The 15,280-nt window shown below is 63.1% G+C and carries 16 protein-coding genes and 1 pseudogene; 6 read left to right on the top strand and 11 right to left on the bottom strand.

Annotated elements, in window-relative coordinates:
* Nucleotides 1-26: 26 nt before the first annotated feature.
* The 4 genes from C1J04_RS16115 to C1J04_RS16100 all read right to left on the bottom strand — a co-directional run bounded on the left by C1J04_RS16115 (nucleotide 27) and on the right by C1J04_RS16100 (nucleotide 4,035).
* Nucleotides 27-1,175: an acyl-CoA dehydrogenase family protein gene (locus C1J04_RS16115; protein ID WP_114865576.1), complete on the bottom strand. Its 1,149-nt coding sequence runs from the start codon at nucleotides 1,173-1,175 to the stop codon at nucleotides 27-29.
* Complete coding sequence (locus C1J04_RS16110) at nucleotides 1,172-2,230, bottom strand: acyl-CoA dehydrogenase family protein (protein ID WP_114865575.1); 1,059 nt, start codon at nucleotides 2,228-2,230, stop codon at nucleotides 1,172-1,174. The genes C1J04_RS16115 and C1J04_RS16110 overlap by 4 nt, the downstream gene beginning before the upstream one ends.
* Nucleotides 2,230-3,687: an MmgE/PrpD family protein gene (locus tag C1J04_RS16105; RefSeq protein ID WP_243251831.1), complete on the bottom strand. Its 1,458-nt coding sequence runs from the start codon at nucleotides 3,685-3,687 to the stop codon at nucleotides 2,230-2,232. Before C1J04_RS16105 ends, C1J04_RS16110 begins: the two co-directional genes overlap by 1 nt.
* 135 nt (nucleotides 3,688-3,822) lie before the next feature.
* Nucleotides 3,823-4,035, bottom strand: a complete 213-nt coding sequence (locus C1J04_RS16100) for a hypothetical protein (RefSeq protein ID WP_114865573.1) — start codon at nucleotides 4,033-4,035, stop codon at nucleotides 3,823-3,825.
* Between the two features lie 201 nt (nucleotides 4,036-4,236).
* On the opposite strand from C1J04_RS16100, the gene C1J04_RS19710 reads away from it, so the two are divergent.
* The 6 genes from C1J04_RS19710 to C1J04_RS16075 all read left to right on the top strand — a co-directional run bounded on the left by C1J04_RS19710 (nucleotide 4,237) and on the right by C1J04_RS16075 (nucleotide 9,739).
* Entirely contained in the window at nucleotides 4,237-4,359 is a 123-nt protein-coding gene (locus C1J04_RS19710) for a hypothetical protein (protein ID WP_289092244.1), read from the top strand.
* A 140-nt stretch (nucleotides 4,360-4,499) separates the two neighbouring features.
* A complete protein-coding gene (locus C1J04_RS19610; protein WP_240790886.1) occupies nucleotides 4,500-4,823 on the top strand; it encodes a hypothetical protein in 324 nt (107 codons plus the stop codon).
* Nucleotides 4,824-4,987: 164 nt separating this feature from the next.
* Nucleotides 4,988-5,926: a CoA transferase subunit A gene (locus C1J04_RS16090; protein ID WP_114865572.1), complete on the top strand. Its 939-nt coding sequence runs from the start codon at nucleotides 4,988-4,990 to the stop codon at nucleotides 5,924-5,926.
* Complete coding sequence (locus C1J04_RS16085) at nucleotides 5,923-6,690, top strand: hypothetical protein (RefSeq protein WP_114865571.1); 768 nt, start codon at nucleotides 5,923-5,925, stop codon at nucleotides 6,688-6,690. The genes C1J04_RS16090 and C1J04_RS16085 overlap by 4 nt, the downstream gene beginning before the upstream one ends.
* Nucleotides 6,691-6,733: 43 nt before the next feature.
* The gene (locus C1J04_RS16080) at nucleotides 6,734-7,705 is read left to right on the top strand and encodes a TAXI family TRAP transporter solute-binding subunit (protein WP_114865570.1); all 972 of its coding nucleotides are present in this window, start codon (nucleotides 6,734-6,736) and stop codon (nucleotides 7,703-7,705) included.
* A gap of 90 nt (nucleotides 7,706-7,795) precedes the next feature.
* The gene (locus C1J04_RS16075) at nucleotides 7,796-9,739 is read left to right on the top strand and encodes a TRAP transporter permease (RefSeq protein ID WP_240790885.1); all 1,944 of its coding nucleotides are present in this window, start codon (nucleotides 7,796-7,798) and stop codon (nucleotides 9,737-9,739) included.
* 88 nt (nucleotides 9,740-9,827) lie between these two features.
* On the opposite strand, the gene C1J04_RS16070 is transcribed toward C1J04_RS16075, so the two are convergent.
* From C1J04_RS16070 to C1J04_RS16045, 7 genes and pseudogenes are all read right to left on the bottom strand, one after another.
* Nucleotides 9,828-10,232 (bottom strand): Zn-ribbon domain-containing OB-fold protein, encoded by a 405-nt coding sequence (locus C1J04_RS16070; RefSeq protein WP_114865569.1) that lies wholly within the window; start codon nucleotides 10,230-10,232, stop codon nucleotides 9,828-9,830.
* A gap of 4 nt (nucleotides 10,233-10,236) precedes the next feature.
* Nucleotides 10,237-11,409: an acetyl-CoA acetyltransferase gene (locus C1J04_RS16065; protein ID WP_114865568.1), complete on the bottom strand. Its 1,173-nt coding sequence runs from the start codon at nucleotides 11,407-11,409 to the stop codon at nucleotides 10,237-10,239.
* A 46-nt stretch (nucleotides 11,410-11,455) separates the two neighbouring features.
* The gene (locus tag C1J04_RS16060; RefSeq protein ID WP_037929884.1) at nucleotides 11,456-12,598 is read right to left on the bottom strand and encodes an acyl-CoA dehydrogenase family protein; all 1,143 of its coding nucleotides are present in this window, start codon (nucleotides 12,596-12,598) and stop codon (nucleotides 11,456-11,458) included.
* The gene (locus tag C1J04_RS16055) at nucleotides 12,595-13,095 is read right to left on the bottom strand and encodes a MaoC/PaaZ C-terminal domain-containing protein (RefSeq protein WP_254693861.1); all 501 of its coding nucleotides are present in this window, start codon (nucleotides 13,093-13,095) and stop codon (nucleotides 12,595-12,597) included. The genes C1J04_RS16060 and C1J04_RS16055 overlap by 4 nt, the downstream gene beginning before the upstream one ends.
* A gap of 99 nt (nucleotides 13,096-13,194) precedes the next feature.
* The gene (locus C1J04_RS19605; RefSeq protein ID WP_254693860.1) at nucleotides 13,195-13,398 is read right to left on the bottom strand and encodes an acetate--CoA ligase family protein; all 204 of its coding nucleotides are present in this window, start codon (nucleotides 13,396-13,398) and stop codon (nucleotides 13,195-13,197) included.
* A 115-nt stretch (nucleotides 13,399-13,513) separates the two neighbouring features.
* A pseudogene (locus C1J04_RS19600) lies at nucleotides 13,514-13,765 on the bottom strand (acetate--CoA ligase family protein); the annotation flags it as partial.
* Nucleotides 13,762-15,177 carry an acetate--CoA ligase family protein gene (locus tag C1J04_RS16045; protein WP_240790884.1) on the bottom strand — a complete coding sequence of 472 codons (1,416 nt, stop codon included), beginning with the start codon at nucleotides 15,175-15,177 and terminating at the stop codon, nucleotides 13,762-13,764. The pseudogene C1J04_RS19600 and the gene C1J04_RS16045, both read right to left, overlap by 4 nt.
* Nucleotides 15,178-15,280 lie beyond the last annotated feature (103 nt).

Below are 15,280 nucleotides of genomic sequence, written 5' to 3'. Positions count from 1 at the left end.
CGCCGATCAGTCCGGTCGACCTTTCGTTACCGCAGACCCAACCCGCGTGCGATGATGCCGCGCAGGATCTCGCGGGTGCCCCCCCGGAGCGAGAACGACGGCACCGCAAGTTCGGTATAGGCCAGCACCGCCGCATAGCTGTCGCGTCCTCCGGGCACGGCCGGACGTGAAATCAGGCTTCGGGCCAGACGCGGGATATCCTGTTCGAAGAGCGCGCCGAGATCCTTGACGATGGCGGCCTGAAGCGCGGGGTTCTTGCCCTCGTTCAGCATCCCGGCGACCGAGCGCGACATTTGCCGCAGCACCATCAGATGCGCGGACAGGCGGCCGATCTCGGCCTGTTGGGCCTCTGTGGCGTCTTGCCGCAGCAATCGGATCAGTTCCTCGATCAGGGCAAAGGACGACAGGAACCGTTCCGGTCCGCTGCGTTCGAAAGCCAGTTCGCTCATGACTTGTGACCAGCCCTCGCCCTTTTCGCCCAGAAGCGCGTCGGATGGCAGGAACGTGTCATCGAAAATCACCTGATTGAAATGATGCTCTCCGGCCATGTCGATGATCGGGCTGATCTGGATATTCTTCGTGGCCTTGAGGTCGACCAGAAGCTGGCTCATCCCGCCGTGGCGGTCGTCGCTCTTGCCGGTGCGGCAAAACAGGATCATGTAATCGGCGACATGGGCGTAGGTCGTCCAGACCTTGGTGCCGTTGACGCGGAAACCGCCCTCGACTTCGGTGGCGACGGTGCGCGTCGCCGCGAGGTCTGAGCCGGAATCGGGTTCGCTCATCCCGATGCAGAAACACAGCTCGCCCGCAGCGATGCGCGGCACGATCGCGCGTTTTTGCTCTTCGGTTCCCTTGGCCAGAATCAGAGGGCCACTTTGGCGGTCGGCGATCCAGTGCGCGATTACCGGCGCGCCGGCGGCCAGCAGTTCTTCGGACACGACATAGCGTTCCAGCGCGCTGCGCGCGTGGCCGCCGTATTCCTCGGGAAAGGTCATACCGACCCAGCCGCGTTGCGCCAGCTTGCGGGAGAAGTCCCGGCTGAACCCGTTCCATGATTTCGCACGCTTCTCGGGCGGGAAATCGGACAGTTCCTCAGCCAGGAACGCGCGGACCTCCTGGCGCAGGTCGTTGTGATCGGCGCCGGACGGGGGCGGGGGGAATGCGGTGAGTGTCATGTCAGAACGCCTTGTGCAGTGCTGTCGGTGATGAAGTGCCAGAAAGTGTCGTGGGGGCTCGACAGGGCGGCACGCCCCAATTCCCTGTTCCAGTCCAATTCGGTGCCGAACTCGTCTTGCCAGCTCCAGATCCGTTTGGTGAAATGGTGCAGCGCATGTTCCTCAGTATAGCCGATGGCCCCGTGAATCTGGTGGGCCAGCGCACCGACCGTCTGCGCAGCTTCTCCGGAGCGGCTTTTGGCGGCGGCAACGGTCAGCGCGAAGGCGGCGGTGTCATAGCTGCCGGCCGCCATTTCGGCGGCCGCACGCGCTGCGGCGGTTTCTCCGGCCAATGTCGCAAGGTACTGTTGTATCGACTGAAACTTGCCGATCGGCCGCCCGAATTGAACCCGGTCGTTGGCGTATTCGACGCTCATCCGCAGGATAGTCTCCAGCGCGCCGGCCGTGGCCAGACTGCGGACAAGCGCACCAAGCCCGCGCATCCCGCCCATCGATCGGTGCGCGGGAGCGGCATCGGCGTCCGTTAGCGCAAGGTCGACCGCAACATCGTCGCGCGGCATCCCCGCGAGATCCTGCGCCGGCGTGACTGTCAGATCCTTGACCGGCAGGGACAGAACATGATCGACGCCGTCCAGCGCGGCGATGGTCACGATCCGGTCCGCCCAGCGGGCAAAAGGCACCATCGCCATGTGCCCGCTCGTATGGAGTGCACCGCCGCGCCGTTCCAGCCGCAGGGCCACGCCCTCGGCGATGGTCAGCCTGCCGCGCGGCAGCGCCAGACCCGCGCCCGCCAGTACCGCATTTGCAATCAGTGTTTCGGCCAGAGGCAACGGCAAGCCGTGCGCACCGGCAATGCGCACCAGCCCAAGCGCCTCGGCGGCGGGCACGCCAAAACCGCCAGCCTTTTCGGGCACCAGGGCCATGTGCAGCCCGGCCTCTTCGATCCGAGTCCAGAGCGTCTCGGGGCATTGCCCTGCAGCGGCATCCGCGCGCAGGCCGTGGCTGACATGGTCGCGGAAAAGCCGCTCGGCCATGTCATGGATCATTGATTCCATCAGGTGGTCCTTTCAATAGGTGCTTGGTTGGCGGCAGCCGCGCCCTGTCCCGGTGTTCTGTTCCGGGACCGGTCCGATTTGCCATCGGGGGTCGCCGGATCGCGCAGCGGCGGCAAATGAAGACGTGTGCGCAGTTCCTTACGAAACGCCCCCGTGGCGGGTGGCGTGCCACCGTCCTTGCGGTATTTCTCAAGACAATCGGCGATCTTCTCGCCGATCTCGGCGGGATTTGCCGGGTCTGCGGGCGAACCGGGATGCGCCGCGACCGAGGTTTCGGCAAGAGTTTCGTTCCCCCTGCGCAGGCGGACATGGACCGCCCCGTGGTCCACCCCGACGCGATCCGGTCCCGCGTCCGGTTCGGTTTCGATGATTACCATGCTCATGAGACGGCGGATCTCGGGGCGGTGAGGGCTGTCGTCCTCGAAATCCGCAAGCCCGACCCGGCCCTGATGCAGGGCCGCCGACAAGGTATAGGCGGCGCAGAACTTGGCTTCTGTTCCGTCGTTGGGATCAACGATATGCAAGGGCAGCATCACGCCCTTTGGCACTGTCATTTCGATCACAGAGCCATCGGGCACCGCGTTTCCTCCGCGTTGGGCGTAAAGGTGCCGCCCTGCGGCGATCATCCTGTGGGTGAAATAGCAGCAGGGATAAAGCTTGCGTGACACGCTGCCGAGATCAATTCTTGGCTCCACCTTGGCAGGGTCGGCAGCAAGCCCGTCCGGACCGGCATAAAGATCGAAGAATCCGCGCGGCGCGAAAATATCGGGCGCACCGGTGATTCCGGCCTCGGCCATGCGGGCGGCCCGCACCCCGACGAGGGCGGTATTGCCAGCCTGAATCGGCTTGGCCATCGCGCCGAAATTGATCTGCAATCCACCGGCCTGCGATGCGGCCAGCGCCAGCGCGTTGCCGGTTGCCGCTTCGTCAAGGGCAAGCTGATGCGCGACCGCCGCCGCAGCAGCCACAGCCCCGATCGTCGATGTGGCGTGCCAACCCTTGGCGTAGTGACCAAAGCCCAGAACCTGTCCCAGTGCGACATTGACGGCTGTTCCCACCGCAAGGGCGGGGGCGACGCGGGCGGTCGTCTCCGGTCGAGCCTCTGCCATGGCCAGCAGCGCGGGCACCAGCACTACACTGGGGTGGGTGACGCTGAGGGTGTGGACATCGTCGAAATCCAGCGCATGACCGGCGACGGCGTTGAGGAACGCGACCCGTTCGACGCCGCGCTTTCCGACGGAACCCACCGGTGTTGCGGCCTCGTCCCCGTCAAGTGCCGCCAGCCGGCGGACCACCGGCGCGTGCCAGCCGCCGTAGATAACAGCCACCGTATCTTCCACGCAAAGCGCGGCCTGCTCGGCATTTGGCGTGTCCAGCCGATGCCGCGCGGTGATGAACCGCGTCAGACGGCGGGTGAAATCGCTGACCATGTCCTGATCCTCTCTGGTACTGCACATTGCCCCAAGTCAGGAGGTGCTATCAATTCGGATGACCCCCTTTTCGCACATATGTGTTGAACTGGGCTATCGCGTTGTGATCCCCGCAGGGTTAAAGCAGCCTGAAGGCCATCCTTCATCTGAACCCTTTGGAGATCAAACGCCGGACGTGTCGGAATAACGTCGAAGCGAAGCGCAACTGCGGTTGGGGATGTCTGCGCGAATGGTCTGGAAGGCAAAGGCGCATTGCGGGCCGCTGCGGATGAAGCTGGCATCCAGGACATCACAGCCCGACCAGCGTGTCCGGAACTGGCGCACCTTTGCAGGCACGCCAAATGCCTCGTAACAGCGGATGCAGATGCCGTCCATTGATGCTTTGAAACGGCCCGCCGCACGCAACCCGGCTGGCCGGGGGTGCTTTTTCTTGGGGGGTTGTTCGACTCGGTCGAATGGTGACGTCCGCCGTCGGCGCGCGGCAGGGTCGCGCCCCTGACCGGGGACTTGCCGGGCTGGGCCCGTTGGTCGGTCGTGATCGTTACGGGTCATATCCTTATGCTGGGTGGCATCGTCGTGATACTGGACAGAGCGACGGAATACAGTTTCCAGACCGCCCTGATCACCATCGTGCCGGTTTATGCGCTTCTCTGGTCGGGTCTGCGCAAGGGCGTCGGCAGCATTTGCCACATGTCGTGACGGTTCGTGAAACGGGCACCGGGATTCGCGACCGAAATGAGCGTTATCGCTTCGGCGGGGTTTATTGGCCTCGTTGCACTTGAGGTCGTCCCGTCGAATGGATTGCCGACCCTCTTGGCTGGATCGCAACGCGGCCTGACGTGACCGTTGTGCTGTTGATCATGACGGTATTCCTGACGGGGCTGCTGGGTATACACCCGATGATCTCGGTGGTGTTGCTGGCGGAAGTGGTCATTCGCATCGGCGTGGATGGTTTGTCACCCCTTGCTCCGGGCCTTGCGCTGGCCGGTGGATGGAGCAGCATCATTTGTATGAGGCTTGCCATCACCGCCGTCGTTTATGCGTCTTCCATCGTCAGGGAACGGCCCCTGACCATCGGTTTGAGATGGAACGGGCTGTTCGGTCTGGTCAGCATCCTTCTCATTGCTCTCATTGTCGTCGGCAGGCCCGCTCTGATGTCCTGATCCTGCGCCATGCGCCCTGCGCGGCCAATCGCACATATGTGTTCGATCATCCCCGTCACATCCCGGAAGGTGCTGGATCGCGTGCGGTCGAGTACAGTTGTTCTGCGAAAACTCCCCGGCGGTCGGCCCGGTAAAACAGCAGCATCGGAGCGACGTACCGAACAATGGAAGGCCAAACGACACTCACGCGCCGCAGCAAGGTCACGGGGCTGCAGGACGCAGCGCGCCGGGCCCGGGACGCTTTGCGGGAACGTCCGGACCTGTGCCTTGGCGGGCTGTTCAAGCAGGGCAGGCCGGTCGCTCTGGTGCGCGGGCTGCTGGCGGTGGGGGCAAAGGGCCTGCATATCTATTCCTCGCCCGGTGCGGGCTATGACGTCGATCTGATGATCGCGGCGGGCGCGGTCGAGCAGGTGTTCATTCCCGGCGTCACGCTGGAAAACCGTCTCTGCCCCAATTTCCGAAGCGCGGTCGAGGCGGGGCAGGTGACTGCACATGCACTTGATGCCTTGACCGTGGTTGGGGGGCTGATGGCGTCGGCCCACGGTGTGCCGTTTCAGCCGATCGACGCGTTGCGGGGGTCGGACGTGCTGAAGCACAATCCGCTGATCCGCGAAATCGACTGTCCGTTTTCGGGCCGCCGCATCCACGCCGTCGGACCGATCCGGCCCCGCGTGACCTTCCTGCACGCGCAGGAAGCCGACCGCTGGGGGAACCTGCGCCATCTCAGCACGATGGTCTATGCCGATCAGCTGATGGCGCGCGCCTCGGACATGGTCATTGCCAGCGTGGACAGGATCGTGCCGGACGAGGTGATCCTTGATGACCCGTCACGGGTCACGGTGCCATCACACTATGTCGACGTCGTAGTCGAGGTGCCTTACGGCGCACACCCAACCGCGAGCTTCCCCAATTACGCGATGGACGAGGATCATATCGACGCCTACGCCGATCTGGGCGACGCCGCCCGGGCCAGCGACCGCGCGGGACTGGATGCCTACATCGCGCGCCATGTGACCGGGCCGAAAGATCAGAAAGACTATATAAAAACAGTCGGGGGCGCAGAATATCTGGCGCAGCTTAACGCGGAGGCGCGGAAAGGATGAGTGCTGCGATTTCCCCCCTTGAGCAGATGGTCGTGGTGCTGGCCCGCGACCTGGCCGATGGCGAACTGGGGGCGGCGGGTGCGGCGGCTCTGGTGCCGATGGCGGCGATCGCGCTGGCGCGCGAACTGCACGCACCCAACCTGACAGTCGGCGGAGAGATGTTCTTCAACCCCGAGCCGGGACGGCTCTATCCCTCTATGCTGGACGACCGCGCCCTGGGCCGCTGCGAGGCCGCCGAAACCTTCATCGAGCTTTTCGGCCACAGCCATCACGGGTTGGATTTCTTCTTTCACAGCGGGTTGCAGCATGACGCTTATGGCAACATCAACCTGCATCACGTCGGTGGCACGCTGCACGCGCCCAAGGTGCGCGGACCGGGGGCGGCCAACCTGTCCTACTGCCACACTTCGACGCGGTTCTACATCTGCCCGACGCTTCATACGACGCGGAATTTTGTCGAAAAAGTAGATTTCGTCACCATACCGGGGCACCTTTCCGGCCCCGAGGCAAAGCGCGTCGCCGGCCTGACCAACGAAGGGCCGCGGTTCGTAGTGACACCCCGCGCGGTTCTGGATTTCGACCCGGCGACGCTGCGGATGCGACTGAAATCTGTCCACGCGGGCCATACGGCCGCAGAGGTTCAGCGCCACACGGGGTTTGACCTTGGGATCACTCAGAACGTGCCGCAAACGCCGCTGCCAACAGAGGAGGAACTGACGGCTCTGCGTGAGCGGATCGACAAGACCGGAACTTTGCGCGCCTGACGCGCAAGTACGGGTAATTCTGAACAACAACTGGGAGGAAGACATGTTCAAACGCAAAACAATCGGAAGCAGGGGGCCCATCGGCACCGCAGTGGCGCTCAGTGCCCTTCTTGTGGGCGGCGCGGTTTCGGCCAAAGACCTTACGATGGGGACCACGAGCCCGACGTCCAGCCACTTTACGATCTCGGTCGCGATGAGCAAGGCGATCGAGACCGGTATGGAGGATACCACCGTCAACGTGATCGAAACCGGCGCCAGCGTGGACAATGTTCTGCGCCTCGCGCGGGATGAAATCGATCTCGGCCTTGCCACCACTGACATTCTGATCGCTGCCCGAAACGGAACCGGCAAGTTCGACGGAAACGCCATTTCCGATACGGTGGCGCTGTATCCCTACAGCGCGTCGGTGCTGCTGATTGCCGCAACCGAAGCATCGGGTGTGACCACGCTTGACGATCTGGATGGCAAGAAATTCAATCCAGGTATTCGCGGATCGGCTGCCGAGAACCTGACAACCACCGTCCTGTCGATGTTCGACATCAATGCCGACCTCGTGCACGGAGCCGTCGGGGACGCGGTGGAAGGCATCAAGAACCGCCAGATCATCGGTTACAGCAAATACGGGGCCGCAAACTCTGTCGATGCGACCTTGCAAGAGTTGATGACCAGCACAGAGATGCGGTTGATCGGTTTCTCCGAAGAGCAGGAGAAAGCGGCGACACAAGCCATGGAAGGCGTCGGTTTCACAACCCTTCCGGCAGGCCTTATTGCGGGGTCCGAGGAGATGCGGGTGCCCAAGCTCAACGTCTTTTTCCTGACACGCACCGGCGTCATGGACGACGACACGGCCTATGACATCTCGCGCAGCATCCACCAGAACATGGACCTGCTGGTCGAGGCCTGGCCGCAATTGACGGAGTACGACATTGCAGCCGATGCCGTCGCGACGATGGAGGCCGGTATCGTCTATCATCCGGGCGCGGCGCGCTACTGGAAAGAAGCCATGGGTAACTGATTCCGCACTGCGGACGGTCACGCTGCCGATCGGAAGGACCGGTCGAGTGGGGCGCCATTTGCGCCCCGCCGCCTGAAAGGGAACACGACAATGAGACACTCATCGGCCGAGGCTTCGCCCTGGCAACGGCGCGGAACACAGGCGCTCGGCGCGCTGTTTGCGGCATTTGTCGCTTTGCATTTCTACAATGCCCTGTTCGGACAGTTCGAACCGCTGGTTCAACGACCGATCTTTATCGGCTTCGGTCTGGGCGGTGCCTTTTTCCTTTACGCCGCGCGTGCAGCGCGGACCGGCGGTCGAAACGGGCTGGAGCGGACCATCGACATCACGCTCGGGCTGCTGGCCTTTGGCGTGTGCCTCTATGTGATCCTCAACCGGGATCGCTTTTCCGACATCATGGTGCAGTACGGGCCGCTCGACAAGGCGGCCGGGTTGCTGGCCGTCTTGCTGACGCTCGAAGCGGCCCGGCGGGTGATCGGGTGGTTCCTGCCCTTGCTGGCACTGATTACCGTTCTCTATTATTACTTCGGGTACGATCTGATCGACGGGGGCTGGCGCCCGCCGCGCGTTTCGGCCCGCACGGCGGTCGAAACCTTCTACAGCTCGACCACCGGTATTTTCGGCTATCTTGCGGATGTGGGCGCTCGGGTCATCACGATCTATGTGCTTCTGGGGGCATTGCTTTTGTCCACCGGGGCGACCGACGTGTTCATGAAGATGGCGACATGGATCGCCGGGCGCACCTTCGGCGGCCCTGCGAAGGTCTGCGCGCTGTCCTCGGCGATGTTCGGGACGGTGACCGGATCGGCGGTGGCCAATGTGATGGCGACGGGGTCGATTACGATCCCCACAATGAAGCGGCTGCGCTACCCGCCGGCCTTTGCCGGCGCGGTCGAGGCGGTTGCGTCTTCCGCCGGTCAGTTGACCCCGCCGGTGATGGGGGCGGGGGCCTTCATCATGGCTGAGTTCCTGAACATTCCCTACACCCAGATCGCTGTGGCAGCGATGGGCCCGGCGTTTCTCTACTACCTCGCGATATGGCTCGGAGTGGACCTTTATGCGCGCCGCACGGGCCTTCAGCCCACACCGAAAAACGAAATGCCGAAACCGGCGGATTTCCTGGCACCCGACAAGGCGATCCCGCTGTTCCTGCCTATCGCAACGGTGGTCTATTTCCTGTTCCAGGGCTACACGCCAAGCTTTGCCGGTGCCGCGTCGATCATCGTTTTGATCTTGGCCTGTGCAGCCGTGCGCCCCTTTGGCCGCGACACACGGGAGCAGGGGCTGAAGGCATGTTGGACCGGGTTGGTCCGCGACGTTTACGAGGGGATGGTCGAGGCCGGTCGCGCGCTGGTGATGATTGCCGCGTTGCTGGCCTGTGCCGCGATCGTCGTCAAGGTTCTGACAGCGACGGGCGCGGGGGTCAAAATCTCGAACCTGCTGTTTTCAGTGTCCGATCAGGGCCTGATCGTCGCCCTGCTGCTGGCGGCTGTGCTGTCGATCGTGCTGGGAATGGATGTGCCGACCACGGCCTCTTATGTTCTGGCGGCGGCGGTTGCAGCACCCAGCCTTGTGCGGCTTGGCCTGCCGGAACTGACGGCGCATCTGTTCGTCTTCTACTACGCGATTCTGTCAGCCATCACGCCGCCGGTCTGCGCCAGCGTCTATGCCGCCGCCGCGCTGGCCGGGGCCAATTTCTGGAAAGTTGCCGGTCGTGCACTGGTGCTTGCCGGGGCGGTTTATGTGGTGCCCTTCCTGTTTGTGTTCAGACCGGGCATTCTGGCGCAGGGCGGGACCGGTCAGATCGTTCTGGATCTGGGCGTGGCAAGCGCCGCCGTCTTTGCGGTCAGCGTCGGGTTGAGCGGTTACTTTCGGGGAACGCTGTCCATACCTGGGCGGGGGGTGTTTCTGGCGTCGGCTGCCTTGCTGTTCTATGCCGCGCCGATGGCCGATATTATCGGTGGGCTGGCATTGACCGGTCTGATCGTTTGGCGGTTTATGCGCGGAGAGCGGCAGACCCTCAGCACCGGGTGACGCCACTGCTCTTTCAAAGAACGGGGCCGCCGAAAAATACCTGCGGCGGCCCTTTTACGATTGGTTGCGCGGACCTGTGCCTGCTGTCTCAGGTCATCCTGAAGTAAGGAAAGCTGATCTCGTCGCTGGCTTTCACGAAGGTCACTTCGACCTTGGCCCCGATATGCACTTTCTCCGGGTCGTCGGTCTGGATCCGGCTCATCATCCGCGGGCCTTCTTCCAGTTCGATCAGCGCGACAACATAGGGAACGTCGTCAGCAAAGGCCGGGCCCGCCGGGCGGCGGGCGATGGTAAAGGTATGCACCTCGCCCCGCCCGCTGACCGTATCGAAATTCAGATTGTCGGAATGGCAATACGGGCAGATCGCCCGTGGATAGAAGTGATGCTTGCCACAATCGCCGCACAGCGGGATGTCAAGGCGGCCCTCGTGTGCGGCCTGCCAATAGGGGGCGCTGTCGTGGTCGATCACTGGAAGCGGTTTTTCAGTGCTCATCGGCTCAGTCCTTCTGCAAAATCACGGTCGCGCCAGAGGACAGCGTGCCCCCCGTGCCATGCACCAGCGCGGTCTCGGCACCCGCGACCTGCCGGTCGCCGCAGACGCCCCGCAACTGGCGGGTGGCCTCGATCAGCAGGAATATCCCGTACATGCCCGGATGCAGCGCGGACAGGCCGCCGCCATTGGTGTTCATCGGAAAGGCACCGCCGGGTGCCGTGCGTTGGCCGGAGACAAAATCGCCGCCTTCGCCGATCTTGCAGAAACCCAGCGCCTCCAGCGTCAGCAGGACCGTGATGGTGAAACTGTCGTAGACCTCGACCACGTCAATGTCGGAAGGACTTACACCGGCCATTTTCATCGCGGTTTCGCCGGCCTTTTGCGCCGGCAGCAGACGGGCAAGGTCGGGCATCTCTGCGATGGCCCAATGGGTGTGCGCCTCGCCATAGCCCTTGACCGCAACGGGTTTGGTCCTGAGGTTCTTGGCGCGTTCGGCGGTGGTCATAACGATGGCGCCCGCGCCGTCGGTGACAAGGCAGCAGTCGAGCAGGTGCAGCGGTTCCGAGATCATCGTGCTGGACAGAACGTCGTCGACGGTCAGCGGATCGCGCCGCGTTGCGGCGGGGTTCAGCTGCGCCCATTTCCGGGTGGCGACGGCGATCTCGGCAAGGTTCTCGGAAGTGGTGCCGTATTCGTGCATGTGCCGCTGCGCCGCCATCGCGTAGCCGCCCACAGGCGTCGGCATCCCATAGGGGGTTTCGTGCTGCATCGACAGCACCGATGGACGTCCGCCCAGATTGCGGCTGCGCAGGGATTTCTGGTCGGAGCTGTAAACGATCAGCGCAACCTCGCAATAGCCCTCGCGCAATGCCATCGCGGCGTGGGCGACATGCGCTTCAAAGGCAGAGCCGCCGATATTGGTACCGTCAACGTAGGTCGGCATGATGCCCAGATATTCGCCCAGCGTTACAGTGGCGAGCTGTCCCGGCCCCGGCACGCCCCACATGCCGGCGGTCAAAAGACCATCGACATCATCCAGCGTCAGACCGGCTTCTTCGACGGCGGCCTTTGCCACCAATGCGGCATGGCCCAAGACCGACGCCTTGGTGACGAATTTCCCATCCTCGATTGGCGCGTCGGCAAGGCCGACGATCACCGGGTCGCGTCCGTTCTTCATATGCTCTTTCTCCCTGTTGTCCCGTCGTTCCGATGCGGTCCCGACGTCAGTTCGGGCGCATGGTCTTGGCGATCAGCGTGCGCTGGATCTGCGATGTCCCGCCGCCGATGGTGCTTTGCATTCCTTCGCGGAAATACCGTTCCATATCCGCGTCCGGCAGCATGGAATGACCGCCGAGGATCTGCATGCCGTTGCGTGTGACGGTTTGCAGGGTCTCAGAGGCAAAGAGCTTTGCCATCGACACTTCGCGCGTGCAGGGCGTTTTGGCCGCGGCAAGGTTGGCGGCACGATAGACCAGCAACCGCGCGGCGTCGACCTGGGTCTGCATATCGGCCAGCATGTGGCGGATCACCTGAAAGTCGAAGATCGGCTTGTCGAACTGTATCCGCTCATGGGCGTAGCGCAGAGCGTCGTCCACCGCTGTCTGGGCGTTGCCGACATAGGCGGCGGCCACGGCGACGCGTTCCAGTTCCAGATGGTCGGTGATGATTTTCCAGCCTTCGTTTTCGGTCCCCAGCAGCGCGTCGGCGGGCAGTTTCACATCGTCGACAAAAATCTCGGTGGTGCCCGTTGCGCGCCGCGCCAGGGTCGGCAGCTTGCGGATGTCCAGCCCTTCAGCGTCGTTGGGGATCAGGAACACCGAAAGCCCTTTGTGCTTGGGGGCGTCGGGGTCGGTGCGGGTCAGCATGGCCAGAATCGCATTGTCGGCCTTTGCGCCCGAGCACCAGAGCTTTTGCCCCTTTACCACCCAGCCATTGCCATCACGCCGCGCGCGGGTCTTGGTTGAAGCCGCGTCCGACCCGGCGCCGGGTTCGGAAATCGAGATCGAGAAGCGGATGTCGCCATCGAGGAACGGCTGGATGTAGCGCTCTTTCTGTTCGGGCGTGCCGAATTTCTCGATGTTCATCGCGGTGAAGGTGGCGACCATCAGACCGGTGGAAAAATCGAAACCGTATTTCGCCAGCCCCTCGCACATCAGGGCGTAATCCACGATATCGCCGCCCAGCCCGCCGCTTTCCTCGGAAAAGAGGATGCCAAGCCAGCCCTGCTTGGCGACCTTTTCGTAGGCCTCATAGGGGTATTCGCGCTCACGGTCGCATTTGCGGATGTAGTCGCGGCCGATCTCTTCGTCGATGAAACGCGCGACGGTGGTGCGCCACATCTCTTGTTCGGGTGTCAGAAAGTTCATGCGTTCTCTCCGTGTGTTTTGTCATGCGCGGCGCGGATCTTGGCGGGCTCTCCGGGGCGACCCAGACGTGTCTTGCGGATCAGCAGACTGAATTCGCAGCGCAGGACCGTTTCGTCGCGTTGGTTGATGCCTTCCAGCTTGCTGGTCACGACGCCGTGCTTTTCGTCATGGTCCTTCAGATTGACGATTTCCACGCGCGCCCAGAGGGTGTCGTTGATGAAGGTCGGCCGCAGAAAGCGCAGCTTGTCGCAGCCGTAGAAGGCGGCGAGCACGGAGCTGTCGAAGGGGATCATCGCATTGACGATGGAAAACACGAGGCTGCCCTGAACAAGACGCTGGCCGTAGATCGCCTCCTTGGCATGCTCAATGTTGGAATGCAGTTCAAGCCAGTTCCCGGTAAGCATGCAGAAATTAACGACATCGGTTTCCGTCATCGTTCGCCCGCTCGACACGCCGGTCTGGCCCAGTGACAACTCTCCGAAAGGGTGACGTATCACGTTTAACTCTCCTGTTCATCCGCGTTAGGTGACAACACGATCAAGGCATCGGCAGCGACCAAACCTTTCCCGTCCGCCCGAACCATCACAGGGTTGATTTCAATTTCCGAGATCAGATCGGCGTTTTCGGCGAAGAAAACAGATATGCGCGAAATCAGGTCCGCCAGGCCCCCCCCGGTCGGCCGGTTCCGCGCCGCGCAGGCCAGCCAGCATCCTGGCGCCCGGACCCGAGCGCACCATAGATTCGGCGGTTTGTGGCTTTGCCGGAGCGAGCCGGATTTCGGCCGTGTCGATCAGTTCCACCAGAATGCCGCCGGGACCGGCCAGAACGATCGGGCCAAAAAGTGTCGTCGCGTTTACAGCCGATGATCCATTCGGCCACGGACCCGTCTTCCATTTCCTCGATCAGCGTCGTGCCGCCCGGGAACCGTTGCGCCATTTCGGTGGTGGCTCGCTTCGCCTCTTCGGGCGAGAGACCCAGCCGGACAAGGCCATGATCTGACTTATGTGGATAGTCGTCGTGACACAGCTTGGCGACACAGCGCCCTTCAGCGGGGTTGCGTTTCGGCACAGGTATACCGATCCGCTGCAGCAGGTCCTTCGCGTCGGCCTCGTGCACCACTTTGCGCCCGGCACGGTGCCAGCTTTCCAGTGTTTCTCTGGGGGTCATGACACTTCTCCCGTCGTGGCTGCCAGCGCCGCAAGGCCCGACGCCGCCCGCGCGGGCGAATCATACACCGGAACAGCCCGTTCGCGCAGCGCCTCGCCCGAGGCATTACTGCGCGCAGCGCCGGTCCAGACGATCAGGATCGGCTTGCCGGTGCTGTCGAACGCTTCGGCCAAGGCTTCGATGAACTGTTGATCCGGCACAAATGTGATGATTGCGATAGCGATATCGACGCCCGGATCATCGGCAACGGCCTCCAGACAGCGACCCACATAGGTGGGATTCGCCAGAACCACGCCGGTCAGGTCGACCGGGTTCGAGACCGACCCGTAGAACGGCACATAGCGCGATAGTGCGGTCTGCGTCGCCTCGGCCAGCACCGGCACCTCGAACCCCGCGCTTTCGGCCAGATCGGTCATCTCGACGCCAAGCCCGCCGGTGACAGAGATGATGCCGACCCGGTTGCCGGCAGGCCGCCGCCCCGCGGCGAGCGCCGTGACGGCATCGACAGCGGCCACGGACTCGCGCGCGCGGATTACCCCGGTTTCACGAAACACCGCGCTGATCACCCGGTCGTCTCCGGCCATCGCGCCGGTATGCGACTGGACCGCGCGCGATCCGGCGCGGCTGCGCCCGCCCTTGACCGCAACGACGTGTTTGCCTGCCTTTGCCAGTTGGCGTGCAACTTCGACGAACCGACGCCCGTCGCGCAGTTCCTCGACATAGCACAGAACCACACGCGTCTGCGGGTCGTTTCCCAGGTAGTCGAGCAGATCTGCCGCCGTCAGATCGGTTTCGTTACCGCTGGAGACGATGGCATTGATCCCCACGCCGCGTTCGCCCAGGCGCAGCGCCATAAGACCCGCAAGCGCGCCGGATTGGGAGATTATCGCTACCGGGCCGGGGCGGAGGTCGTTGAACATGGGGCTGAAGGTCAGTTGCAGGTCCGACGCGGGGCGCACCACGCCTTCGCAGTTCGGTCCGACCAGGCGAAAGGGTGCGTTCTGCATGATTCTGCGCAATCGCAGTTCGTTTTCCTGCCCGTCTTCCCCGGCTTCAGAAAACCCCGACGTCACCCCGACCACGACTTTGACATCGAGCCGCGTGCAGCTTTCCAGCGCATCAAGTGCAACACCGACCGGGGTGGCCAGAACGACCACGTCAATCGGACCGCCGATCTCTTCCAGGCTGCGCACAGCCTCAAGGCCCTCGATCTCGCCGCCTGAAGGGTTCACCGGGATGATCCTGCCGCGATAGCCGTTGCTCTTCAGCAGCGCCAGCACGGCTTGTCCGAGCTTGCCTCTGGTGCGGGACGCCCCGACCACGGCGATGGTACCCGGATCGAACAGACCGTCCAATGCCTGTGCGACCGAGCGTCGGCGTTCAGCCATTCGATTCGTGTCTAGCTCAACCATTTCTTCCTCCGTCAAGTGAAAACGTCGTTGCCTTTTTCAGAGATCTAACGGGCGTTCGATTGTTCTCGCAATGTATTTCGGTTCCGGGGAGACTGAGAGCGCT

This window comes from Sulfitobacter sp. SK025 (assembly GCF_003352105.1).
GTDB lineage: Bacteria > Pseudomonadota > Alphaproteobacteria > Rhodobacterales > Rhodobacteraceae > Sulfitobacter > Sulfitobacter pontiacus.
This window is presented reverse-complemented; position numbering and strand designations above follow the sequence as displayed.